The organism is Paraferrimonas sedimenticola, from assembly GCF_002282855.1.
Lineage (GTDB): Bacteria > Pseudomonadota > Gammaproteobacteria > Enterobacterales > Shewanellaceae > Paraferrimonas > Paraferrimonas sedimenticola.
Genome location: NZ_NRIR01000003.1, coordinates 314,968 through 339,976, shown reverse-complemented (window position 1 = coordinate 339,976; position 25,009 = coordinate 314,968). Strand labels below are relative to the sequence as shown.

At 49.7% G+C, this 25,009-nt stretch carries 20 protein-coding genes; 14 read left to right on the top strand and 6 right to left on the bottom strand.

What is annotated here, in order from left to right; translation table 11 throughout:
• The first annotated feature begins 180 nt into the window (after positions 1-180).
• A complete protein-coding gene (locus CLC93_RS07465) occupies positions 181-2,208 on the top strand; it encodes a S9 family peptidase (protein ID WP_095505344.1) in 2,028 nt (675 codons plus the stop codon).
• Positions 2,209-2,293: 85 nt separating this feature from the next.
• On the opposite strand, the gene CLC93_RS07460 is transcribed toward CLC93_RS07465, so the two are convergent.
• Positions 2,294-2,890 (bottom strand): hypothetical protein, encoded by a 597-nt coding sequence (locus CLC93_RS07460; RefSeq protein WP_095505343.1) that lies wholly within the window; start codon positions 2,888-2,890, stop codon positions 2,294-2,296.
• Between the two features lie 318 nt (positions 2,891-3,208).
• On the opposite strand from CLC93_RS07460, the gene CLC93_RS07455 reads away from it, so the two are divergent.
• The 6 genes from CLC93_RS07455 (at position 3,209) to CLC93_RS07430 (ending at position 12,085) form a co-directional block, all read left to right on the top strand.
• Complete coding sequence (locus CLC93_RS07455) at positions 3,209-3,544, top strand: hypothetical protein (RefSeq protein ID WP_095505342.1); 336 nt, start codon at positions 3,209-3,211, stop codon at positions 3,542-3,544.
• A gap of 70 nt (positions 3,545-3,614) precedes the next feature.
• A complete protein-coding gene (locus tag CLC93_RS07450; protein ID WP_095505341.1) occupies positions 3,615-4,028 on the top strand; it encodes a GFA family protein in 414 nt (137 codons plus the stop codon).
• A gap of 315 nt (positions 4,029-4,343) precedes the next feature.
• Positions 4,344-6,824, top strand: a complete 2,481-nt coding sequence (locus CLC93_RS07445) for an OmcA/MtrC family decaheme c-type cytochrome (RefSeq protein WP_095505340.1) — start codon at positions 4,344-4,346, stop codon at positions 6,822-6,824.
• A 155-nt stretch (positions 6,825-6,979) separates the two neighbouring features.
• On the top strand, positions 6,980-8,983 hold the full coding sequence (locus CLC93_RS07440; protein ID WP_141237357.1) for an OmcA/MtrC family decaheme c-type cytochrome: 2,004 nt from the start codon (positions 6,980-6,982) through the stop codon (positions 8,981-8,983).
• A 57-nt stretch (positions 8,984-9,040) separates the two neighbouring features.
• On the top strand, positions 9,041-9,988 hold the full coding sequence (locus CLC93_RS07435; RefSeq protein ID WP_095505338.1) for a DmsE family decaheme c-type cytochrome: 948 nt from the start codon (positions 9,041-9,043) through the stop codon (positions 9,986-9,988).
• Positions 9,989-10,003: 15 nt separating this feature from the next.
• Positions 10,004-12,085, top strand: a complete 2,082-nt coding sequence (locus CLC93_RS07430; protein WP_095505337.1) for an MtrB/PioB family decaheme-associated outer membrane protein — start codon at positions 10,004-10,006, stop codon at positions 12,083-12,085.
• 82 nt (positions 12,086-12,167) lie between these two features.
• Here CLC93_RS07430 and CLC93_RS07425 read toward each other — a convergent pair whose 3' ends face one another.
• Both CLC93_RS07425 and CLC93_RS07420 read right to left on the bottom strand, forming a co-directional pair.
• A complete protein-coding gene (locus CLC93_RS07425) occupies positions 12,168-12,758 on the bottom strand; it encodes a fasciclin domain-containing protein (RefSeq protein WP_095505336.1) in 591 nt (196 codons plus the stop codon).
• Between the two features lie 235 nt (positions 12,759-12,993).
• Complete coding sequence (locus CLC93_RS07420; RefSeq protein WP_095505335.1) at positions 12,994-14,151, bottom strand: hypothetical protein; 1,158 nt, start codon at positions 14,149-14,151, stop codon at positions 12,994-12,996.
• 268 nt (positions 14,152-14,419) lie between these two features.
• On the opposite strand from CLC93_RS07420, the gene CLC93_RS07415 reads away from it, so the two are divergent.
• Positions 14,420-15,316, top strand: coding sequence for a helix-turn-helix domain-containing protein (locus tag CLC93_RS07415; RefSeq protein ID WP_095505334.1), 897 nt, complete (start codon positions 14,420-14,422; stop codon positions 15,314-15,316).
• 55 nt (positions 15,317-15,371) lie between these two features.
• Here the strand turns inward: CLC93_RS07415 and CLC93_RS07410 are convergent, their stop codons facing one another.
• Positions 15,372-16,397 (bottom strand): DUF1989 domain-containing protein, encoded by a 1,026-nt coding sequence (locus CLC93_RS07410; protein WP_095505333.1) that lies wholly within the window; start codon positions 16,395-16,397, stop codon positions 15,372-15,374.
• 234 nt (positions 16,398-16,631) lie between these two features.
• Here CLC93_RS07410 and CLC93_RS07405 point away from each other — a divergent pair, with 234 nt between their 5' ends.
• The 4 genes from CLC93_RS07405 to CLC93_RS07390 all read left to right on the top strand — a co-directional run bounded on the left by CLC93_RS07405 (position 16,632) and on the right by CLC93_RS07390 (position 21,008).
• Positions 16,632-17,510, top strand: coding sequence for a LysR family transcriptional regulator (locus tag CLC93_RS07405; protein ID WP_095505332.1), 879 nt, complete (start codon positions 16,632-16,634; stop codon positions 17,508-17,510).
• Between the two features lie 152 nt (positions 17,511-17,662).
• Entirely contained in the window at positions 17,663-18,838 is a 1,176-nt protein-coding gene (locus CLC93_RS07400) for a hypothetical protein (RefSeq protein WP_095505331.1), read from the top strand.
• 77 nt (positions 18,839-18,915) lie between these two features.
• Positions 18,916-19,872, top strand: a complete 957-nt coding sequence (locus tag CLC93_RS07395) for a helix-turn-helix transcriptional regulator (protein ID WP_095505330.1) — start codon at positions 18,916-18,918, stop codon at positions 19,870-19,872.
• A 185-nt stretch (positions 19,873-20,057) separates the two neighbouring features.
• Positions 20,058-21,008: a DUF1989 domain-containing protein gene (locus tag CLC93_RS07390; protein WP_095505329.1), complete on the top strand. Its 951-nt coding sequence runs from the start codon at positions 20,058-20,060 to the stop codon at positions 21,006-21,008.
• Positions 21,009-21,067: 59 nt separating this feature from the next.
• Here CLC93_RS07390 and CLC93_RS07385 read toward each other — a convergent pair whose 3' ends face one another.
• On the bottom strand, positions 21,068-22,063 hold the full coding sequence (locus CLC93_RS07385; RefSeq protein WP_095505328.1) for a helix-turn-helix transcriptional regulator: 996 nt from the start codon (positions 22,061-22,063) through the stop codon (positions 21,068-21,070).
• A 125-nt stretch (positions 22,064-22,188) separates the two neighbouring features.
• On the opposite strand from CLC93_RS07385, the gene CLC93_RS07380 reads away from it, so the two are divergent.
• Both CLC93_RS07380 and mltC read left to right on the top strand, forming a co-directional pair.
• Positions 22,189-23,205 (top strand): DUF1989 domain-containing protein, encoded by a 1,017-nt coding sequence (locus CLC93_RS07380; protein ID WP_095505327.1) that lies wholly within the window; start codon positions 22,189-22,191, stop codon positions 23,203-23,205.
• 118 nt (positions 23,206-23,323) lie between these two features.
• Positions 23,324-24,481: a membrane-bound lytic murein transglycosylase MltC gene (mltC, locus tag CLC93_RS07375; protein ID WP_095505326.1), complete on the top strand. Its 1,158-nt coding sequence runs from the start codon at positions 23,324-23,326 to the stop codon at positions 24,479-24,481.
• Positions 24,482-24,631: 150 nt separating this feature from the next.
• Here the strand turns inward: mltC and CLC93_RS07370 are convergent, their stop codons facing one another.
• Positions 24,632-24,988 carry a DUF1428 domain-containing protein gene (locus CLC93_RS07370; protein ID WP_095505325.1) on the bottom strand — a complete coding sequence of 119 codons (357 nt, stop codon included), beginning with the start codon at positions 24,986-24,988 and terminating at the stop codon, positions 24,632-24,634.
• Positions 24,989-25,009 lie beyond the last annotated feature (21 nt).

The window sequence follows — 25,009 nt, the reverse complement described above, 5'->3', positions numbered from 1 at the left end:
CCAGCCTCCTTCTCGGCAAAATAACAAAAACTTTACATTTAACATTACCACCACTGGTCAGGCTTGCCCGCCTATCTTGCTGATGCACTTCAATAAATCATGAAGTTCGTTATATGATGTGGTTCCCCAAAGAGGGCGGCCTCGTCCTTACAATAACAATCAACACATAGGAGCAAGCTTGTGAGAAAGCTTTTAGCGTGGACCCTGTGCCTGCTGTTTCCGCTGGCACACGCGGCCACTGAGCCCAACAAAACCCTTTCGGTAGATGTGCTTTGGCAACTCGACCGCATTGGAACTCCTTCGATTTCTTCCAACGGCGAATACATAGTGGCACCTGTCACTAAATACGATGTTGAGGAAGACAAAGGCGCCACTCAACTTTGGCTATTCGCAAAAGACGGCAGCGAACAACGCCCGCTAACCAGCGAAGGCCTTCGCGCAAGCGAGCCAGTTTTTTCGCCTGATGGCAACACGCTAGCTTTTATTAGCAAACGCCACAAAGACGACGCGGGCCAAATTTACCTGCTGCCTCTAGACCGTGCCGGTGAAGCCCAGCGCTTAACCCAAGTACCAGGGGGTGTAAAAGGCATCAAGTGGGTCGGTGACAACCTGTACTTCATCAGTCGCATTTACCCGGGGAAAAACTGGGATGAAATGAAAGACCAGCTAAAAGCCGACAAGGACAACAAGGTGTCTGCTCATCAGTGGAATGCCCTGCCTTACTCGCACTTTGACCACTGGATTGACGAAGACCGCTCGGCGCACGTATTCCGAATTTCCGCCAAAGGCGGCGAGATTGAGCCAATCACGCAAAACTTTGGTCGCGAGCTTCCTCGTTCAAGCCAAAGCGCTGGCAGTTACGACATTGACCCATCTGAAAAGTGGATCGCGTTTAACTCTAACGGTTGGGACAACCAGGTTGACGCTAAAATTGACCTATTCCTAGGTGAAATTGGTTCAAAAGAAGCGAAAAACATCACTCCGGATAACCAAGCCCCTGACGGCAGCCCTCAGTTCAGCCCGAACGGCAAAACCCTGGCTTTCACCCGTCAGCTGATCCACGGTTTCTATGGTGATACCGCCAACCTAGTGCTGTATGACATGGCAAAGGGTTCTGAGCGTATCATCACCACCGACTGGGATCGCTCGGTTGCTCGTTTTGTCTGGACACCAGACAGCAAAGGTTTCTACGCCGCCATTGATGATGAAGCGACTCGCCGTATTTACGCGATCGATGCTGGTAACGGCAAAGTAAGAGCCATCACCAAGGCGACCAACTTTGGTAAGCCAGACGTTGCTAAAGACGGCACTCTGGTTGCCGCTAACGACAGCTTTTTGTACCCAGCACGTTTAGTGACCATCAACCCACGCAACGGTAAAACCAAGCGTTTAGATACCTTTAACGACGAGGTACTAGCCGATGTGGATATGGGCACTTACGAGTCAGTAACCTACAAAGGCTACAACGACCAAGACATTCAAATGTGGGTTCACTACCCGCCAGGATTCGACAAGAGCAAGAAGTATCCACTGATGATGCTGATCCACGGCGGTCCGCACAACGCCATCTCTGACGGATTCCACTACCGCTGGAACGCGCAAACTTTTGCTTCTTGGGGTTATGTGACCGCTTGGCCAAACTTCCATGGTTCATCGAGCTTTGGTCAGGAGTTTACCGACAGCATCAACCCAGATTGGAAAAACAAGTCGCTGGAAGACGTACTGAAGGCCGCTGACTGGTTCAAGCAGCAGGACTACATCGACAGTGAGCGTATGGTGGCTGGTGGCGCAAGCTACGGCGGTTACCTGACCTCGATCATTTTAGGTCAAGAGCATCCGTTTAACGCCCTGCTGATCCACGCTGCGGTCTACAACATGTACTCGCAAATGGCGTCGGACTTCTCGGTACACGGTACTCGTTTTGGCCAGTACTGGGACAAACCAGAAATCTATAAGTCGATTTCTCCGCACTACTTTGCTGAGAACTTCAATACTCCGACTTTGGTGATCCACGGTCAGTTGGATTATCGCGTGCCTGTGGGTCAAGGGTTTGAATTATTCCGCACCCTGCAAAGCCGTGGCGTCGAGTCTCGTATGATTTACTTCCCAGACGAAAACCACTGGATCATGAAGCCTAACAACTCTATCTATTGGTACAACCAAGTGGAAGATTGGATGACACGTTTTGCTGAGCCTGGCGCTAAGTAATCGATTATCCCAAGACTAAATAAGCCGCCTGTAGGGCGGCTTTCTTATTTAGTAGTTTCAACTCTTTTGCGTATCGATTAATACGCTAAATCACTTTATATCTGAACACAAAGTGTTGTTTGGCCAAGCTGACAGACACATAAACGTAAGGCTGGTCCTTATCCGTATAAATCGCCTGTTTACTTTTTACTAAGCCCGCTAGCGCTTGGTGTGGAGCAATTTTGTGCTCGGAGATCAGCTGAGTTTTCAACTGCTCTGTCGGCGATGGGCCTTGAGACAATGCCTGATTCAATGCAGTACTGAGCTCGCTATTAAACTCACTGACATTTGATAGCGAACCTAGATCATCAATTAACTCGGCGTCCTGATACTGCTCTAGTTCACGAGTATCAGTGAACAATTTAATGTCGTTTTTGCTCAAGTTAATCTCAAAGTCGGTGTTGTTTAACACACTGATATGAAAAACGCCTTTAGCATTCTTGATTGAATCATCTCTTACGATACTCGCACCAACCGTAATCGAATCTGTCGCGGACAATTTACGAGTCTGTGCAATGGTCACTGTGTTGTCGGTAAAGCCTGTGTATTGGAGTTCTGATGGTATCGGCGCCAAGTTTGGAGAGTAGTTAGCACAGCCCGTCAGTGCTAAGGCTACCAATCCCCCTATCACGATGTGTTTCATTGTTGGTTCCACCTATTTTTGTTTTTAGAATTCTGTGGTTATCGGGAGCGTTAGCCGCCCTTACTGTTAGGTATATTACTTCCGGCTAGATTAGGCAAAAAACCAATCCGCAGCGTGTGATTGGCCTACCAAAACCCGACGGTACTTTTTGCGAAAACCTGAACCAGCTCACCGCTTTTTGAAAAGTCTTAGGCAGCGCTTTTCAACGCTCGCTTAAAGGGTATAAAAAGAAGTGATAAACCTTTAATTTGCCTGATTTAATACGAGTTCTATGATGGTTTCCAACAACCACTCGCCCTCAATTAATACAGCACACCCATGACTCGTACTGCTTTCTCTGTGTCACTTTGTTTTATCGCCGGTTTATCCTACGTCACTATTTTGTCCATGAGTGATGGTCCCACCTATGCCGCTGTGGGTGCTCCTTTGCTGCTGCTCACCTTTGGTTCGATTATGGTCACACTGTATTTTCGTGGCGTAGAGGTAGGCGTGAATTCAATGCTCAATACCGCTTTAGCTATTGTTGGGCCCTTTTTTGCCTACATAGGGATCTTGTTTGGAATGACGATACTGCTTGTAGACTTGTCGATATTTCTTACCTGTGTTTACGCCAGTGTGCTTATGTGGTTACCCAGTAAATCCCTCAAGCACTAGCTTTACTCACTCAGACTCAACTTAATCTGCTATGTTTTTGTTGGAATGATTAAAAGTAAAGGTGATACGCATGGTCAAAACCGGTGGATGTCAGTGCGGTGCGGTGAGATTCCAGGTAACAGGCGAGCCCATGCAACAGCTTTTTTGCTATTGCAGCGACTGTCAGGCCAGAACCGGCGGCGATAAGTGGTTTGGCATCTGGTACCACTACGACAACTTTGCTTTTACCGGTGAATCTCCAAAAGTCCACACCAGAACTGGCTCCAGTGGCAAACCAGTGCATCACCACTATTGTGGAAAATGCGGCGTTAACGTTTGCGCCGACATAACTGCTGGTCAGTTTTTCACGATTTCAGCCCCCAGCTTTGACAGCCCCCAAGAGTTCAAAGCCAGCATGGCAATTTTCACCGCTTCAGCAAAGAACTGGGCTGTGTTGCCAACTGACATTCCGGTGTTTGATAATTTTCCTCCCAAAATGAGCTAGTTAGCTAAGATTTTGGCTAGCAGAGAAAGATACAAAAACGCAACAAAATCACCCCAAAGTTTTAACTTGGTCACACCTTGGTCTTTATCCACATTTTTTATAAGGCAATTCATTCCAAATTAGCTATAACTAATCTAGGTCACTTTGTAAGCTCCAGAACCTACTAGCAAGGTCAGTCTGGTTGTTTGTTGAAGTTGTGTAGTCTCAGCGCCTGACGATTAATTGGTAGCGTATTGGAAGTCGAGATTTGCTCGTGCAAGCCTCCTCTTACTTTTGGCTTTGACTAATAATACGAATGCAGTGCAGGGACCAACAATGAATACTCAACCACACGTCTCGTCCAGAGTCGCCGGCATGTTATTGCTCGCGGCTCTGACTTTGTCGATCTCAGGGTGCGGCCGCGATGGTCGCGATGGAACTCCCGGTGAACCTGGGCTTCCGGGACCACCAGGTCCTGTCACCGAAAATATTAGTGAGGCTGAAACACTGCGCGCTTCCATTACCGAAGCCAGTGTTGAAGAAGGCAAGCTTTCCTTTACCTTTAGCCTGACCAACGCCAACGGCGTACCAGTATCAGGACTTGAAGGACTCGAAGACGTGTACATCTTCGGCGTGGGGGTTGCTAAGCTCACCGAACTGCAAAAGCGTGCACGCCCCCTTCCCGGCCACCCAGTGCCATCGCCATCGTCGGATCCCGAGCCTGCTCCGCAAGCCAAAGGCTTTAAGGCGCCTCAGTGGACAAGCTATATCAACCGCATGGTGGATCCGGTTGACCCGCCAAGCACAGAAGGCTTCCCTGACGGGTGGGATCGCAACAAAGGTCCTCAACTTCAAGCCAGCATTGAGAGCAGTTGCAAACTTGAATGCTTAACCGTGGTTGGGGATGGTGTGTATCAATACACCATGCAAAGCGCACTGGCAGACTACACAGATATTGCAGAATTGGACACCAGTTATAACGCGGATTTGGTCCACCGCGTGACACTCGAATTAAAACCCAATTCAAGCGATCCTGCTAACACTCGCTTAATTAACACCTTCTACGATTTTGTCCCAGCAACTGGCGCTGCACCAGATGCCGCAGACAATCGTAATTTGGTTGCTTTACAGGAGTCATGTATTCGTTGTCACTCTAACGATTACGACCATCCTTGGGCGCCAAAGCTGATTTTCCACGGCGGCCGCCGAACTGAAATCGAAAATTGTGTGGTTTGCCACACCAGTTACTCAGGTGACCCAGAAACCGGTACCACAGTAGATTTTGGCTCTATGCTGCACAAAATTCACCGCGGCACAGCCTTTATTGTGGGCTTTGGTGGACGAGGTCACGACTACAGTAAGGTTACCTTCCCCGCCGAGTACAATGCCTGTCAGGCTTGTCACATTGAAGGCGAAGGCGCTCCTGCTCAAGCGAACTATTACAACTTCCACCGTCAAGAAGCTTGCTTGAGTTGTCACGAGCCTAAACCTGAAGATGCACCGAATTGGGACGGTACTGCTAGAGGCTTGTTCCACGAGCCTGAGCGCTTCCCGAATGCTTGGGAGCAAGGCTGTGAATCTTGTCACGCAGTGGACAATCAAGGCTTAGGTGCCACTCAGTTCCACATGGCAACTCAGTTTGCCCGCATGCAAGCCAAGATGAAGTACGCTGTGACGACTCGTAATGCCACCTTTGTTCGTGCGAATCCTGACGATCAAACCGGCACATTGAGCTTTGAGCTGAAAGTCAGCAACCCAAGCGACGATAGCGCTTATGGCAGCCCAGTTCATGAAATTGCTGAATTGCATCAGGTGCCTGTTCGTGCGGTGGGTAACGGTTCAATGGATTACAACTTCACTCCAGCTGCTGGCGACGAAGACAACAAGAGCAGTTATGCGGCGCAGAACAACTCATTTGTGGGCGATTTGGTCGCACTTTTGAAAGATTCCACCCAAACGGATGTGACGGTTCAAGCTGGTGAAGAAGGCTATTTCGTTTACACAGTTACTAATGTGGCCATGTGGCACACCAATATGGGTAATCTAACCGCTCATATCGAAGTGTGTAGCGCTAAAGGTGGCGACCCCATGGCTTGCGGTACCGATCCTATGATGCCACCAGCAGATGTCATAACCAAGGTACAAACCCCTGCAATTGCCTTTGCGGTGGATCCTGCTAATGCCAAAGTTCGTCGTCTGGCAGTGGCCAACACCAAGTGTGCTAAATGTCACGAAGGCCAACTTAATACCTCGAAGACCGGTATTCACAAAGACATTGGTCGAGAGGACAACCCCGCCTGTGCGGTGTGCCACGATCGGGAACATCTATCTGGCAACTTTGAAGATGGTAGCTGTGTCTCGTGTCACAACCCAACGATCAACAACCGTCATGGATTCTTGCGTGAACTCAGTCGTTCGCTGGACTACAAGGTGCTGGCGCATACCCTGCACTCAAGTCGTCGTTCAGTAGAAAACGAAGATGGCGATCTGGTGCCCGCACCTATCACCTACCCTGAGCACTACGCTAACTGCTTGTCGTGCCACGAGCCTGGTCAGCTAAATCTGGCCGAAGTGGCGATGCAGAAAGCCGTAGTTATTGACGATGGCAACGGTTCGGCAATTAACATCTCGCCAACCGCGGCAGCTTGTGCGGCCTGTCACTCTGGTCGAGGCGACTCGGTGAAAGCCCATATCGTTGGCAATGGCGGTGTTTGGGGACCTGAAGAGTATGTGCCGGGTACTGAATCCTGTGCAACTTGTCACGCCGAAGGTCGCTCGTACGGTGTCGATGTTGTGCACCCAGTCCGCGATAAATAGGGCCAAGGGTGGAGCTCAGCTCCACCCTTTTTAGGAATGAGTGATTGGTCGAAGCCGAGCAATCACAACCAATAAAAACGCTCGATTGGCTTTGCTTCACAACAAGTGTACTGCCAAATCTGAGTAACAAAGAGCCTCTCAAGCAGGGAGTTAACATGACAATCTACACAAGTTGGTTTAAACGCTTGCTGTTAATTTTTGTCGCAGCCTTAGTTATCACTGGCTGTTCAAAGGACGGTAAAGACGGCCCTCCTGGCGGACCGGGTGAACCAGGACGTCCTGGTGGTACTCCCGCCATGGACATTCAAGTGCTTAACTTGCAAGTCGATGCAGTAACTTACGAAGACAACCGCCCTACTATTCAGGTATACGCTTCAAACCAAGACGGCAAACCCGTCGCTGGTATTACCGATATGGGCATAGTGGTGGCTCAATTAACACCGCAGGCCGCAAGCCCAGGTGATGCTGCCACTTGGACTCGTACAGCCCGAGAAAGTGGGTTGGATTCTTATACCGACCAGAAGAATGGCTATTACACCTTCTCTCCTTCGCTTGATGGTTTTGACGCGGCATTAACTCAACGGTATAACGTCACCGCCGGCGGTAAAGGCAGTATGTTGGCCGATGGCGTCACCCCTGTGCCTCGTCGCGAAATCGTGGCCGACTTTAACGGCCAAGGCGGGTCACCTAATTACACTAAGGACGTTGTAGCCCATCAGGTTTGTACCGCGTGTCACAATCCCGATGAACCGTTAGCTCGACGCCATTCCACCTATTACACCCACGAGACTTGTGCGACCTGTCACAATGGCAGTTTCCGCACTGAGGCACAGTGGCCGCATCTAGTTCACAGTGTTCACAACACTGCCAGAGCTTTTACCGACAGTCGCGGTAACGAATATACGGGTGAGAAAGGCGAGCAATTACTGCAAAACAATTGCGCCCGCTGCCACGTCGAAAACGAGGAGTTAGCTGAGTCGGCCAATTGGGCTCGCATCCCAACCATGGAAACCTGTACTGGCTGTCACAACATCGACTTCCAAGCAGGCCAAGGACATAGCCAACAGCAAGACAACTCGAACTGTGTCGCCTGCCACAACAGTGAATGGACCGCTGAACTGCATTTGCGCAGAGATTCGCAAACAGCCTCTGTCATTAATAGCGTTGGTATGCAACTTGACCTTACCTATGTTGCACCGCCAGAAGGCACAGCGACAGGCTCTGCCAAAATTGCCATTGGTCTAGTCGATGGCGAAGGTAATGCGGTTGATGCATCGAGCATGCTCAACAAAATCAAACGTCTAGAAAGCATCACAAACGTTGGCCCTAACTTCCCTGTTATGGGTTTCTTAGCCAATCCGGACAACAACATTGAAGCCAAGAAATCCATCGACTTGGTGCTAGATGGCAAGCTTAATGGCGGTGCCGTGATAGAAGATGGCAAACTCACTGTGGATACCGGCGCCCTGCCGTTTGGCCAAGGTGACACAGATACTGCCTTCACTTTTGTCGGGCTGGCGGTCTGCTCTGAGGCCGATCAAATCGTGGATTGTAATGAAGATGGTTCGTCAGAATACACGGGCACCAAATCTTCGCTGGCTCATGTCACAGCCTCCGGTGATGCGCCTTCGCTGCGCCACATCGATTCGGTAGATGCCGCCACTTGTGTGGGTTGTCACGGCGATACCTGGCAAATTCACAAGGGTAACCACGCTGGCTTTGTCTTCAATCAGGAGCAAATGGGTCGCGAAGTGAATGGTGAGCTTAGAGTCGGTACCGATGCCTGCGTGACTTGTCACACTCCAGAAGGCACCTTCTCGCCTACTCGAAACGGCGCTTGGGAGATGAAGATCCACAGCACTCACAACGGCCAGCAAGTGGTGAAAAACTGCTCGCAATGCCACGAGAGCTTTAATCTGGATGCTTTCTCTAAGAAAGGTGCAATCCGCACTTATCAAAGCGACACAGCTCAGGGTTACACCACGCCAAGAACCGCGGTTTGTGTCACTTGTCACGTACCTGAATCCATTGGTCACGGCCTTGAGAATCAAGGCGCCATCGTCAATGGCGACTTCACTCAAGCTAATCAGGCGGCTCAGTCAGAGACCTGCTTCTTCTGTCACGCGCCTGAAGTGGATAATCACGGTGCGATTAAATAGTGGGACCTAGGGGAGCTCGTCTCCCCTGTGCTCTTTTTGGAATAAGAGAAAGTGACGATGAAACTAACAAAACCAATAACTGCAGTCCTACTCGCCGCCTTGACATTGTCTGGCCAAGCGCTAGCCGCCAAGTGGGACGAGACTATGTCTCCCGAAGAAGTGGAGCAAGTCTTGGAAACCAAGTTTGCCGAGGGTAAATACTCGCCCAAAGGGGCGGATTCTTGCATGATGTGCCACCGCCGTTCCGACGAGGTTAAAGCCATCTTCAACAATGTCCACGGAGACCCATCGCACCCCAAAAGCCCAATGGCCGAGCTTCAATGTGAAGCTTGCCATGGCCCCCAAGGCAGCCACAACCGGGGTGGCCGCGAGCCAATGATCACCTTTGGCCCTAACTCCACCCTATCTGCCGAAAAACAAAACAGTGTGTGTATGAGTTGTCACCAAGACGACAAACGCATGGCATGGAATGGCGGTCATCACGACATTGCCGACGTGTCTTGTGCCTCCTGTCACCAGGTTCACACCCATCAGGACAAGGTGTTAGTGAAACAGAATCAATTAGAAGTCTGCTCAGCTTGCCATACCAAGCAAAAAAACGATGCGCTGAAACGCTCGGCGCACCCGCTGAAGTGGTCGCAAATGTTTTGTAGTGACTGCCACAATCCTCACGGCACTCTAACCGAAGCGGACTTGGTAAAACCAAGCATCAACGAGAGCTGCTACGAGTGTCACGCCGAGAAGCGCGGCCCGCATTTGTGGGAGCACGCTCCGGTCACTGAGAACTGCGTGGCCTGCCACAACCCTCACGGGTCGGTAAACGAAGCCATGCTGAAAACGCGAGCACCTCAGTTGTGTCAACAGTGCCACGCAAGCGATGGTCACGTTAGTAACCCATACACGGGTGGTAACGACAATGCCTTCACCGGCGGTCGCAGCTGTCTCAACTGCCATACCCAGATCCACGGGTCTAATCACCCATCTGGCAAATTGTTCCAGCGCTAACAAGGAGAGTGACGGATGAAATTTAAACTGAATCTGATTACCTTAGCGCTGCTCACCCAATCCGGTGTGGCGTTAGCGGACTTTAATCTCAATAAGGCCAATACCGAGTCGGTGAAGTTCGACAAGTGGGAGTGTAAAGCCTGTACCTCTGATAAAGACATTCGCGGAGACGTTTCGCTTGGTATCGGCAATCACAACACTGACGATGTGCGCAGTGCTAATGCCTTTGGTGTTAAAGATGGGGCCTTTGGTCGACTAGACGCTGATGTCCGTTACAGCAAGGGCAAAAACACCGCTGCGTTTGAAGCGAGAGAGCTCGGTACTGAACGCGGTGACGCGGCGCTTAGAGCTGGTCGCAAGGGCACTGCCAACGTTGAGCTGGGCATACGACAAATAGTCACTTACGAGACAGACAAAGCCCTTACCCCCTATCGAGGTGTTGGCAGCAACAGCCTCACCCTGCCCGACAATTGGGTCGCCGCTGGCAGCACTCAAGGCATGACCGAGCTTAACAACTCGTTGCAGCCGGTGACTTTGAAACTCAAACGCCAAAAAGGCTTCATTGGCGCAGCGGTTGAAGGTGAGAAACTTTGGAGTGCTTACGTCGATTACAGCCGAGAAGAAAAGAAAGGCCTTAAAACCTTGTCTGGCGCCTTCTTTAACCAGTCGATGATGCTTGCAAGTCCAGTGGATTACACCACAGATTTATTGGAAGCGGGCATTCGCCTGCAAGGCGCCAATTGGTATGCCGCACTGGCCTACAATGGTTCACGCTTTAACAATGGTAACGCCCAGCTCAACTGGAGCAACGCCTTCTCGCCAACCTTTGGCGGTCAGACTCAAGGTACGGTAGCGCTCGATCCCGACAACCAAGCACACACTATCTCGCTGATGGGTAAAGTGACATTGGGTCGAACTCATCTTTCTGGTCGAGTGAATCACACCAAAATGACTCAAAACCAGAGTTATGTGACCACCAATTACCGCTTTGATGTGCCTACTCAATCGTTGGATGGCAAAGTCGACTTGACCCAAGCCAACTTAAAATTGGCGGCTCGAGTGTCACGCGATGTGCGTTTTCACGCCGCATACGATTACAGCAATCGTGACAACAAGACCAGCTCCCTGCCCTATGACCAAATTAGCATTGATAACGTCAATGGCCGAGTCGCGCTCAATAAGCAATACGACATCAAAACCCAGAAGTTTAAAATCGGCACAGATGTGCGCATGGCGCAGGGTTTAAAAGGCGAGCTTGGCTACGATTTTCGTCGCGACGACCGTTCCAACCAGGAGCGTGAGCAAACCGACGAACACACGCTTTGGGGTAAGATTCGTTTGAATCGTTTCAGCGCCTTTGACGCGTGGATCCGCGGTGGTTACAGCGAACGCGATGGCTCTGTGTACCAAGCATCGGCGCATACCTCACGAGAAAACAATGCGCTACTGCGTAAATACTATCTGGCAGACAGAAATCGCTCCTTTAGCGAAGTGCGCGCCGCCTACACGCCGGTTGCCGCTTTCAGCATAGATGCAGGCTATCGCTATGCTTACGACGACTACAAAGGAACCCTTATTGGGCTAACTGAAGCCCAAGATAAGTACTTTGACGTCAATGCCAATATGTCGGCGAGCAATGGTTTTACGGCTCACGCATTCTACGCAGACCAAGAGATTTTGTCTGAACAGGCTGGAAGCGCTAGCTACAACTTGCCTACTTGGAATAGCGAGGTGAAAGATAAGATCAAATCTTATGGCGCCGGTATTGCTAAGAACAATTTGTTTGACGACGCAATGACCTTGGGACTCGATTACACCTTTAACGACTCTAAGTCTGACACGGTAGTGGTTAATGCACGCCCTAGTAGCTATGGTGATTACTTCTCAAGGGTTCACAACCTCAATGCCTATGCAGGTTTTCAGGTATCCGAGCAAGCGGCCCTTAGATTGGACTACAAGTTAGAGCGCTATAAAGACACTAACTTTGCCAATGCCGGCACCACACCTAGCACGATTTGGAATGTGGTGACCTATGGTGATCAGCGCCATGATTACACGGCGCATTTGATCATGTTGAGCCTGCGCTATCGCATGTAGCTACGCTCATAGAACTGTCGTTTCAAACAAACAAAGCCAGTTGCTTTCGCAACTGGCTTTTTAGTTCGCGAATAGCGCCAGATTACGGCAGTAATACAGTATCAATCACGTGGATCATACCGTCAGTAAAACGATTGTCAGCGTCCAAAATTTCAGCTTCAGAGTTAGTCGCGATGATCAAACCGTTTCTGAAACTAATGGTATTGCCATCAGCCATGGTGATTTGCTGAGCGCGTTTAACAGAGCGCGAATTACGAACCCCTTCGGTCACGTGGTATTGCAATACCGCAAGTACTCCAGCGGCTCCAAATGTCGACACTGCCGCATTAAAAGCATCTTCGTCATTGTCGGTGCCGGTGAGCATGTAAAAAGCATTGTCATTAGGGGCGAACACTGTGTAATCAGTGCCATCAAATAAACCAACGGCGCCAGTGGCAATGAGAGCGGCTACTAAGACGTCAAAATCATCCCCTCGTTTGGGGTCGTCCGCATCGTCAAACTGAGTGTCTTCATCCTTATTAGCTGAAGCAGCGACGGCGAACTCGACGATGCTAACGTCATTTTTCTGAGCCCACTTAGGCTTTTTGGCAAGCGCCGGATTGGCCACAGATGCGATCAGCAGAACGCCGACTAGTGCCAGGCTAAAATTAATCGAGCGGGTGAATAAATTCATTGTAAGTTCCTTAGCTAATTTGAGTTGCAAGCTCAAAAGCAAACGAGACTCACGCTAAATCAGATCAAAAGATATTGAGCTACCTCCTACTTCAGCAGCGACACTTCCTGTTACCTGCTAAGCAAAAAACAACACAATTCCCTGCCCTTGAAACGAAAAAAGACCCTGAAAAATCAGGGCCTTCTGATAACCACCAGCAGGTGCTAGTGGCTCCTCGAGAGTCTCACCAAACGAACTAGTCGTTTTCGCGCCAGATGTTGGTGTCAGAACAATCGATACCAGAGTTGAAGGTCTGCCAGCAAGTCTGGTAAGGAACCGGAATCGGCTCATAACCCATCTTCTCTAGACGCTTCATAGTCTCAGTACAGCTAGAGTCCATGAATACTCGGCCATCACCAATCGCGGTAGAGTTAGCCACACCACGCTTAATGTCTTCTAGTGGTAGCGGTACGATTTCCCAGTCTTTAATACACTCTGGCAAGTCAGTCCACATACCGTGCTTACCGTCATCTGGTAGACCAATCACGCCTTCGGTAACGTTCAGCATGATGCAGTCTTGGTGGTAGCTGATGTTGCTGTCAAAGTACCAAGTGTCGTGGTTAATGCCCAACTTGTTCAGAAGGCGCATGTATAGGTCACGACCACGTGGAGTACCAGCTGGGGTCAGGTCACCGTTACCGCCTTCAATTTCAGCGATAGCTTCTTTCGACGGAGCACCCAAACCAAACAACAGAGTGTTGCCAGGCATGTAGCGCCAGTCAGCCAAGTCTACACCTGCAATGCCAGGGCCGATGACGTTTGGATCTGGCTCAGGGTTCGGGAATGCTGCGATTGCGCTGTTTCCAGTTGGATCTTCCTCAATCAGGGCCAATAGTGCTGCACGAGCGGCGACAGGAGTCGGCTTACAAGGACCCGCGGTTTCCGCGTGCAATATGTACTCTTTAGCTACCTGCCAGCGAGCGCCTGCGTACAAAGATAGGTACTTCTGGTTGGCATAGCTTGCGTAGTCATTAATAATTTCGTCTGGAGTCCAGCCGATACGGTTCTTAACAATGTAGATGCCAGCATCTTCGTACGCTTTGTCACGAGCGGCACACTCGGCAACCATTTTCTCGTAACGCTCTGGGTCAACGTCACGCATGTGAACGCCACCGTTCTCCATCCACTCTTTTTGAGCTTCTGGGCTCATGTTGTCTTTAATCAGACCATGAACTTCTGGGGTTACGTGTGGGATATAGATATCAAACGGGTCGCCAACCATACACGCGCGCAGTTTCGCCATCACGTGTTCTTCGTAAACTTTAAGCCCTTTGCCTACAACCTGGTCTTCCCACATTTTGTTGTATAAAGACCACTGCTCAGCACTAGATTCAGGTTTTGCTACGATAGTCATCGAACGTCTCCTAAGAAGGTAAATAAATTCGGTTAAACACTCATAAAGTGTTGTGGTTTAACGCTCCTTCGTAATTCACGGCGCTAGTTTGCCGTTTTAGCCAAAACCGAAATACACCAATTCGGACAAGTTTGCTGTCGGCCCTGTTTCGCTGGCTAAACAACACCTTGCACAACTCAAAATACACAGTGAAAACCGGGATTTGTCCTATCGTTTAGACAAGCAATCTAGGAAAATAGCAAACTCGCAGTCTTGCTGAGGATTAGGTATGTACAGTCAACAATTGGTAAAAGGCTTAAGCCCCTACTATCAATCGCAGCAGGTGGTTTGCTCACCTCATTCGGCGGTACAACTCACTCCTGGCGAACTCAACATTCAGCTGTGGCAACTGTCCGACGAACAAGTGCAGCTATCCCGCCAAATTAGCGATCGTTCTTTGTACCTAGAACCTGCAAGCGCCACAGGTAAAGTGCGTCTGCTGATGCCTAGCGGTAATCCAAAAGACAACGCCGCCAATTGGTGTGGTATCGCCACCGCCAGCGACACACTGTTAGTGATGCCAGATCTTCCAGGCTTTTACGCAAGCCCTGAAGGTTGGGACGACCTAGACCTGACTATCAGCAACGAGTTAGCCTTAAGCTTGGGTATCGACCCGTCCACGCCACATACTTTAAGCCATCCAGATATCGCGGGTTTTGAAAGAAACTTAAGAGCCTTACTGGAGTCCCCTGCTGAACAAGCGAAGCGTGGTACTGGCTGGATGGATCAGGTGCTAGAAAACTTGCGAAACTGCGTTCAACAGGCTCGCCCCTCAAAGGTGCTTAAGGCCACCACCCGTCAGCAATTGGTCGAGCGCGCCTTAGACTATGTGCGCGACTATCAGCTTGAATATCCGGATATGACGGTTGAGCATTTGAGCGCTCAGGTTGGTGCTACCTCAAGAACATTACAGCGCGCTTTTAACCAAACGCTAGGAGTGTCACCCTACTATTTCTTGCTGTATGTGCGTCTCAATGCCGCCCATGATTTGCTGCAGCAGCACACTCGAGAAAGCCTAAGCGTGACTCAGGTGGGCGCTGACTGTGGCTTTGCCAGCAGTAGTAACTTTATCGATCACTACAGCCGCTTCTACGGAAAGACCCCACTACAAACCCTTCGTACCTAAAGCAAACAAAAACGGACCGCCAATCGGCAGTCCGTTTTTTTCATTCGAAGTCGAATTACTTCTCAGTGTTCAACCACAGCTCAGTGCCATTTGGACCTGAGGTAGGAACTGTGCGCAATGACTCTTCAGTACGCGGGCTGATGTCTTTGTGACCAGACTCAACCATGTCGTAGAAGGCACCGCTCCAGTCTTTCCACTCAGGCGCTTCTGGTGGCTGAATACCAGTATCCCAAACGGTGAACTTAAGTGGGTCAGGCAGTTTAGCCTTGTCGCCGAATACTGGAGAGGTAAAGTCGCCGTAAGGACAGCTTGATACTACAACGTAAACGTCTTCATTGGCGTAAAACTCTAGCGCATCGCCCTTCTTAACGTCACCACAAACACCCAGCATGATCTTCGACTGTTTCTCTTCTGGCTTGTAGTAGATGTCCATGATTTGGAAAGTCTGGAAGTTGTGATCACTTGCCAAAACGTTCACAAAATCTTTGCGCTCTTGCTCGTCTTCAATCGCGGCAATTGCCGGTACACGGTGGAATCCCTGTACAAAGTTCATGTGACAGCTGTTTATCTCAGGACCTGCATCTGGGTAGAACATGTTCTGCCACTCTGGAGAGCAGTGGTAAATCCAGATGTGGTTACCATAGCCTTCAGGGCCAAACTCATCAGTGGTGTCGTCGCGAACCATAGTCACTAGCGGCTTCATTTCACCCGCGTTAGACATCACCTGGTAGTACTTTTTCAAGTAAAAACCGTCCCAGCATACCGAGTTACCCATGCTGCTACGTTCTTTCAAATCAGGGGTAATGAAATGCCAGTCAACCACCTGAGCGCGGTCGTGTAAGTGTTCCATACGGATCACTTGGCCTTTCTTCACCAAGTAGGCATCACCTGTGTGCGGCTCTAGGGTTTGCTCGTAAACAAATTTCCAATCCTTTGAAGAAGCGCAAACCTTATCAACCACCTCTACGTTCTTCTTGTAAGCGTCGGTTTGGCGCCAAGTCTTAGACAAGTCGTAATCCAGTGCTTCAGAGAAGTTAGGGGCATCAGATGGTAGTGGCTTGCTTGCGCATGATTTACACATTTTCACAATCTCCAGTTAGACAAAAATTATTCTGCAATTAGCCGCTTTCAAAGGGGCTGTATTGCGAATTCGGGATGGAGAATACGTGAGTGCCAGCTATATTCTAAATAACTAATGTTTCCAAAATGGAAAAGGTGGGAACTATAAATCCAGTCTCGTTCAGATTAACGTTAGAGCCGGCTAATCTAAAATGGTCGAGTTACCAACATAAAACCATGATTATAGGAGTAATTTTTGTTCACTCTCGAAAACCTACGCTTATTCAAATTAGCCGCCGAATTGGGCAGCTTTTCGTCAGCGGCAAAGTCCAAAAAGTGTGCTGTCAGTACGGTTAGCAAGGCAATTGCCGAGCTCGAGACCGATCTAGGTGTGCAATTGTTCGACCGTAGTCGACGCATACCAAAGCTCACCGACTCAGGAGAACGGCTTTTAGTAAAAGCTCGATTACTGTTCCAACACGTAGACAATATCGGCCAGCTAGCCCAGGAGATGATCAACGAAACCGAAAGCCATATACGCTTAGGCGTCGGTCCTTTGGTGACGGGTAAGGTCTACGACACGGCGATTAGCCGATTGGCGCGCATGTTTCCCAATGTGCGGGTGAGTTTGATTCGAGAGTCCCCTCACCGACTACAACAACTGGTACTGGATCAGAAAGTCGACATGGCGGTGATGACTCACATGGACAGTGACGAAAGCCGCTTGAGCGCTGAAGGCTTAACCAGTATTCCGCTGGTATTGGTGTGCTCACCGGACTCAGAATTGCTAGACCAACAACCCGTCGACGGCCAGGTTCTCTATACCACTCGGCAAATTGTCTGTACCGGCATGCTAGATAACCCGCGAATGCAGCTATGGATTTACTCTGCCGATATATGGGATGCCACCAATCAAGAGGACATGATGCGACTGGTCGAGCAAGACTTGGGTTGGGCTTGTTTGCCTCAAGAAATGGCAGAAGAGCGATTTCAATTAGGCACACTCTCGCGCTTTGACACCCCCGCCAACAAGGGTAATTTAAGCTTGGACGTGGATCTGGTGCGTCTCAACAACGTAACGCTAGGACCCGTTTGCACCACGCTTGCCGAACTTTTGGCTCAACAAGACTCATAAAAATCAGTCAATTAGCTAAATCCATTTAAAAGTTGGCAAGAATCCTGTACCGCTTACAAACCTCCTACCGGTAAATTAGCGCCATCTAATTCAGGGCAGCAATCTTCCCCTTTTGTTGCCCGAGTTAATTTAACCCTAAATTGGAGGTACTTATGAGTTTCGTATCATCGAAAGAGTTAGCCTACAACCCAGTAGCTAAGCCTGAAGATCCAAAGGAAATGTGGGATCTGTACTACAAGAGTTGGGAAGACCAAATCCGCGGTAAAAACATCAAGGTTTACGAAGAGCACTGCTCAGCCAAGCTACGCGCTTGTCTAGTAGGCGACCCGTTTTCTGTTTACTACCCGAAAATGACGGTAGAAATGGAAGCCCTGCTCAAGGACAACAGCCCTGAGCTTATCGAGCTTTGGGGTAAGAACGGCAACCAGGCCATCCGCGACTTAGACCCTGAGTTGTACGAAGGCATCTGCTCTAACATCGAAGATCGTGACCGCAAGTACGAGCAAGCTGGCCTTACCGTTATTCGTAACAAGGTGGGTTGGTACCCAGATGAGATCGTTGACTTCAACGCTGCCGAAGGCGGTACTAAGTACCTGTCTATCTACAACGGTGCGGTATGGCAGATGGCTCGCAACGCACTGCTGATTACTCAGTGTGCCGGTCCTACTAAGCCAGCTGAGCCAGCGGCTCGCGCAGCGACTGTTGCTTTGATCGAAGAAGATCCAAATGCCTTCATGGCACCGTTCATCAACCGTGAACCAAACCCAACTTCAGCCATGGGCTTTGCTGGTCTGGACTTGTGTGACTTCCGCCAAATGCCGAACAAGACCATTCTGTTCAATTACGGCGCAGCGTCAGAAGCCGCCATTCAGCAAGTGTGTGCCAACGGTGAAGGTGCGCCTGCAGGCTGGCCTCGTGGACGTGACTTGTTCATGCGTCTGCTATCTGAGCTTGGCTTTAAAGCTGAGACCATGTGGTTCGACAGCAACCTGACCTATCACCAGGATTGCTTCATGATGAACCTAGAAGACGGTATCTGTGGCCTACCTGGCGACCACAAGATGGGCAAATGGGGCGACACGCTACCTGACTGTATTAAAGATTGGGAAATCTTGCCGCTACCACTAGAAGACATAGCTCGCGGTGTAGCCAACTCAACCACTCTGGGTGATGGCCGTATCTTCATGGATAGCTCTTGTACCAAGACCATGCAGATGCTGGAGAAGAAAGGTTACGAGCCGATTCCAATCGACTACCAGAACTGCTGGCAGACCTTCCACAGCGGTATTGACTGCTCGGATGCCAACATCTGGCGTGAGAACGACTAATCAGTCGAATTTGACAAAGCTGCCCTTTCGGGCAGCTTTTTCTATACTCAGCAGTAAATAATCTCTGATCAGCGTTAATGAAAAAAGCCCCCTATCATCGCCGCGAGCTAGACAATATCAGTGCCTACTCTCATCTGGACGAGGGGTACAAGCTGCACAATCAAGGCCTGCAATTGACCGGAGGCTTGCTAAGCCTGCGCCAATGGGAGCTGAATTTCGGTGAGATTTCGATTCGGCGCCAGCATATTACTCAAGGTTTCACCGCTGAGTCTCAGTTTCACCCTCAATACACTCAGTTTCTGTTCAGCGCTAAGTCGAGCCAACAAGACTGGAATTTCTGTGGCCAAGCCATAGAGTCCAACTGTTTACTTGCCCTACCTCATGGCATGCACCAATTCACATCGTCCGCGGGTTTCGAAGATTTCGAGATACTGATCCACAAGCCCTATTTAGCAGAGCTTCAGGCCAAATTGCACGACAGTATTGACTTGGTCGAGTTAGAACACCTGTTGTGTATGCCTTTGCTAAGCGAACAGGCCAGTGGATTTCATCAAGAATTGATGCACTTGTTTGTGCGCTATCAAGCGCTGCCACCAGAGCAGAGCATTCACTCATTGAGACATTGCGCCTTTGAACTGGTGATTCGCATTCTACGCACCTGCCTTAATCACAAGCCAAAGCAAATAAAGCTCAAGAGCCGCTATCGTCTAGTGAGAAACGCGCTGGGCTTTTTTGACCAGCACCAAGGTTTAGAAGGAAGGATCTCCAGCGACGATTTAGTCGATGGTGTTTACACCTCGCCTAGGACCCTCAATCGAGCCTTTAAAGAGGTTTTCTATCAAGCACCCTACCAGTTCTTTTTAATCACTCGGCTTAATGCCGCGCATCTGGCGCTCAGCCAACACCCTCAAATGACGGTCGCGGATATCGCTTTTGAATACGGATTTTCGAGTAGCAGCGAGTTCATTCAGCACTATCAGAAGTTCTACGGTGTAACTCCACATCAGCAGCGATTAAACCAAACCAGCAAATAAAGTCACTTTCACAAAAAACCACTGACTACTTTTTAATCAACGCAAATTTAAAAAGTGTCGTTTTTCCTGTCTCCAACAATTCCTCGCCTTGATACATTAGCACCATCTTAATCAGGACGAACTTTCAGCCCTTCGGGGCTCATGGATTAAACCTTAACTTTACGTTCCAGAATGAGGAAAACATTATGTGTCAGAACTGTACTCCAGTAGACCAGCTACCAGGCGAAGACGCTCACTTGGCAATTGTGGAAGCCCCACAGTTTAAGTTTAACCAAGAGCACTACGACAAGATCATCGACAACAAGCCAAACCGCACCATGGTTTACAAAGAGACGCTTAAGCCTCACTCTGGCGACGCTTTCCTTGTTAAAAAAGGTCAAGTAATTCGCGCTGAACAGTGCAACGACGACAACGTTGCTCAGATTCTGGACTGGATGATCATCTCTCCTAACCTAGAAGAGTACTTGAGCTACGGTCACTCAGCGCCACTTGAGGGCCCTTACTTGAAGAAGTACACCCGTTGCTGGTCAAACACTGGCTCACTGCACCCAATGGCCACCATGGTAGCCGACGAAGTGCCAGAAGAGTTCGCCGAGAAAGGTTGGAGTAAGCATTTCTGGATGTTCCACTGTAACCCAGAGTGGAACCAAGCCGCTGCACCACAGCTGCACCCAGGCCACGACTCTTGCCACACTAACTTTATGCAAGGCTTTGCTCGCGTACCAGCCATCGCTGCCATGCCAGAGCAAGAGAAGCGCCGTACCATTGAGTTCTTGGCAAACCAGTGTAACTTCATGACTTTCCAAGTATTCCGTACTGGTTGGGATGATGAAGCTCAAGACGTAATGATGGATCTACGTCCTGGTCCAAACATTCCAAAAGGCACTGGTGTTGAGTTCTACGCCGAGCAAGATTGCTACTTCGTAATCAGTGCTTGCCCATGGGCCGACATGCAAGGTGACTTGGGTGAAGTGGAAGTGAAGCCTGTTGAAATCACCGTATGGGAAACCGGCATTGAGCCGCTACCTCGCCCAGTATGGAAAGAGTGGAAGTCTGACTTCTACTTCCAGATGGAAAACGGTATTCGCGAAGCTTCGCCTCGTACCGAAGAGTCTTACAACTACGTTTCTAAGTAATAAATACTGAATCGCCTGTAAGATCGATGAAAGCCAGCCTTTGCGCTGGCTTTTTTCGTTTATCGCGCGCTAACTCTAGCTTCAGCAGGCAAGCGACCAAAAAAGTTTTGGTAGTGCAAAGCAAACTCACTACCACTGCAAAACCCATAAGCTGCGGCTATCTCAGCTATGGTTCGTGATTCATTGGGGTCTAGTAGTACTTGGTGGGCGCCGTTGATCCTGGCGTGCAGAATATAGCGATAGGGTGTGATTCCCAATACGTCTTTAAACGAACGCTGCAGCGAACGGGTTGACCCTCCCGCGCTAATGGCCAGACTTTCTATACTCAGGTGCTTTTCTTGACCAGGCTCTGTCGCGTCGATATGGGACAAGGCTCTTTGTACAAGCGCGTATCGCCTCGATATTTTTGGAAGCTCCTTGGTGTCTTGAGGTTTTAGTAAGGTTTTACTCAAAAGGTCGAACACATTTAAGCGAATCAGCGCTGCTTGTTCTCGATTGAGGGCCTGAAAAAATGGCGCTGGACCTTGTAAGACTTGCCAAAGTCTGTCGAGGCCGTCCATCAAGTCTTGGTAATTTTGCTCTGAAAGCTCGAAATACATAGGCTCATAGTGATCGCTCTTTCGGCCAGCGGGCTTAAGCGCAATACCTAGACTAGTCAGCAAACGATTTTCTACCATTAAGGTCATAAGCTCGCCACCCGCTGGCGCGATCAAGTGCCCTCGTCCGTTGGGCACCAGCAGCAATCCATGCCGGGTCAATGATTGTCCTTCCCAACTAAACTCAGCGCCATCTGGGGTGGATGCGACACAACAATGACTCCAACCTGTCTCACCTTCGAGCTGCATCGACAATTTGCCTTTGGTGCGTTGGCAACACAGGTGCAAATCGCGAAAACGCACCCACCAGCTTTCAAGATCGATGTCGCCCGGCGCGACTTGCACTGCCATGGATTCATCCACGAACATCTGCTCGTCACCGAGAAAGCGCTCAAGGCTGTCGTAGCGGTTGTAGTACAACTCACCGTGTTCGGGAATTTCGGGTTTATTTCGGCCCAATTAAAAAGTGTCCAAGATCGTATATTTCAGCAAAGGCTAACTCAGGATAATACGCACCAAGCCAACAGGAGCTCGGCACTTATTGAGTATGGACCCTTCTGAATCTAACTGTAAGAGATTGAGTTATGTGTAATTCTTGTTCACCTGAAACCCAAGCCAACCTAGTCGATGCCTTGGAGAAAGACGATTACTACAACCAGGGGCTAATCCCTATGTGGCGCGACCACGCCATGTTCAAAAAAGCCAACCAGTTGGTTAAAGACGTAAAGGCTAAGCGCGACGACCGCACTAAAGTGTACGACAGCATGCTTGAAGGTCACACTGGCGATGCATACCTAGTAAAAGCCGGCCAAACCATTCGTTTGGAGCTAACTCACCCAACCGTACAAGTGTGCGACTGGTTATTCATCACTCCAGATCTAAAAGACTTCCAGTGCTACGGTAACTCGGCAGCATTCCAAGGCTTCTACTTGCAAGAAGGCTATCAGATCCTAGGTAAAATCGGCCGCATGAAGCCTCTGGCGACCTTAGTGCACGACGAAGCGCCTGCCGATTACATGCCTGATGGTTGGGGTCACCACTTCTGGCACTGGCACTGCTCTCCAGAGTGGACCGAGATTTTGTACGCAGACAACATTCCTGCGGGCATCAACACTTGCCACATCAACTTCAGCCAGGCACTGAATCGCATTCCAGCCATTCACGCCATTGAAGATGAGCAAGAGCGTCGTGAGAAGGTTAACGAGTTGGCGAACAACCACAACTTCCAGACCTTCCAGGTAATGAAGCACCAAGATACTAAAGACAACCAATGTGTCATGCTGCTAGGCGGTTCACCTGACCTACCTGTAGGCACGGGCGTTGAATTCTACGTACACGAAGACATGTACGTGTGTATCTCAAGCTGCCCTGGTGTGAACATCACCGAGCCGGCATGGGATGGTGAAACGGAGTCTGAGCCTACGCCTCACCCAGTACGCATCAGCGTCTACGACTCAGGTGTTACTCCACCAACTCGCCCTGAGTGGAAAGACTGGGACAGCGTGTTCTACGGTCAAATCGCCAACGGTGAAAAAGACATTAGCCCACGTGCTGATCAAGAGTCTTACAAGACGAAGCCTACCTCTGGCGTAACCAAGTAATTGCTTTAGCTCGCAAAAAGGTCAACCAAACCGGTTGGCCTTTTTTGTGGCGTTTCCTCGCAATCTCAATTGAGATAGTATCGAGAAAGTAAATTGTCGTTACACCCGCTGGATTGAAATGGAATTCATCAAACGCCTGACTCCCCTGCTATTCATCCCTCTACTCGCCTCTTGTACTGCCACCGAGCAACAACGTTTGTTGGACGCCGTTGCCAAAGGCAAAGTGGAAAATGAAGTTAAATCCATCATTAAAGACAAAGAGCAGGTGTACAAGTCCAACCCGGAGCAATTGATCAGCGACGTTAAATCGATAAAGGAGCTACTCGACCAACTCAATCAACGTGTTGAATCTGTGTGGGGCAAAAAGCGCACCGAGCTTCCAGACAACAAGCGCTACGTCAAATACACCAATGACTACAAAGCACGGGCCATTGTCGATTTTGAGAAAGGCACGCTGCGCGTCGAAACCATAGACACCAAAACGCCCAAAAGCATGCTGCAGCAGGCGATCGTAACCACCCTGCTGGCCACCGCGAACCCTAAAGACACGGATATCTTTTCGTCCGATGCGCCAAAGCCCAACGGCAAGCCCTTCTTGTATCGACAAGTACTAGACCAGAATAAGAAACCAATCCAATACCAGTGGCGAGCCAACCGCTTTGCCGACTATCTGGTCGCCAATCAAATGAAGCGTGAAAAGCTGGATGCTCTGCTGGCCAGTTACGTCGAAGTGCCGTTGGTATCCGAGCACCTGCATCTACGCAAACAAGAATACAGTGAGTACGTATTGGCCTCGGCCAAAAAATACGACATCGCACCGTCCTTGATATACGGAGTCATCGAAACCGAGAGTAGTTTCAATCCGTTTGCCGTAAGCCACGCCAACGCATACGGATTGATGCAGGTAGTGCCTTCTACCGCAGGACGCGATGTTTACGAGAAGATCAAAAATCGCAGTGGGCAACCGACCAAAGAAGTCTTATTCGATCCAAAACAGAACATTGATATCGGCACCGCCTATCTCAACATTCTCACCAACCGTTACTTGAGCAAGGTGGTAGACCCCACCAGTCGCCACTTCTCCATTATATCGGCGTATAACGGTGGCGCTGGCAATGTGCTTAATACTTTCTCCCGGGATAGAAATCAGGCATTTGTGAAGATCAATCGCCTTAGCTCAGAGCAAGTGTATCGGGAATTGACCACATCGCACCCAAGGGCTGAGTCACGACGTTATTTGTACAAGGTACACAAGGCTGAGAAGAAATATCAGTGAGGAAGCGGCGTCATTCCGGCGCCCTCGCTGTCGTATTGCGCTTAGCTCCGTCATTTCCGGCACCTCCTCCGTCATTCCCGGCGCCCTTTTGGCGTCATTCCCTTGAAATAGGGAATCTACCCAACCGCTACAAGCCCGCCAATCTCTTCATCAAACCAAAGGCCTAAACCCCGCATAAGCCATGCGCTGCGGGTCAAAGCCAGTATCAAAGCGACTCATCAAAGCTTGCATGCGCAGATCTGAGGCCACCTTTTGGTTAACCTCATCACGCGCTTGCCGGGATTCAAATGTTACCCAACCAAAAATGACCACCTCGTCAGCGGAGGCATTAGCCGCATCGACAAACGACCTAACTCCCTCAAGCGACGAGTCATCACCAACAAACTCTCGATAATCCAAGGCACCGTGCCCTTTCCAAATGTCGGCAACCTCTGAAACTAGCGCCTGATAATCAGCAAGCCCGCTTTTCGGAATAGGGAGTAGAAAGCCATCGATATAGTTCGCCATAGATGCCTCATCTTGTACAAA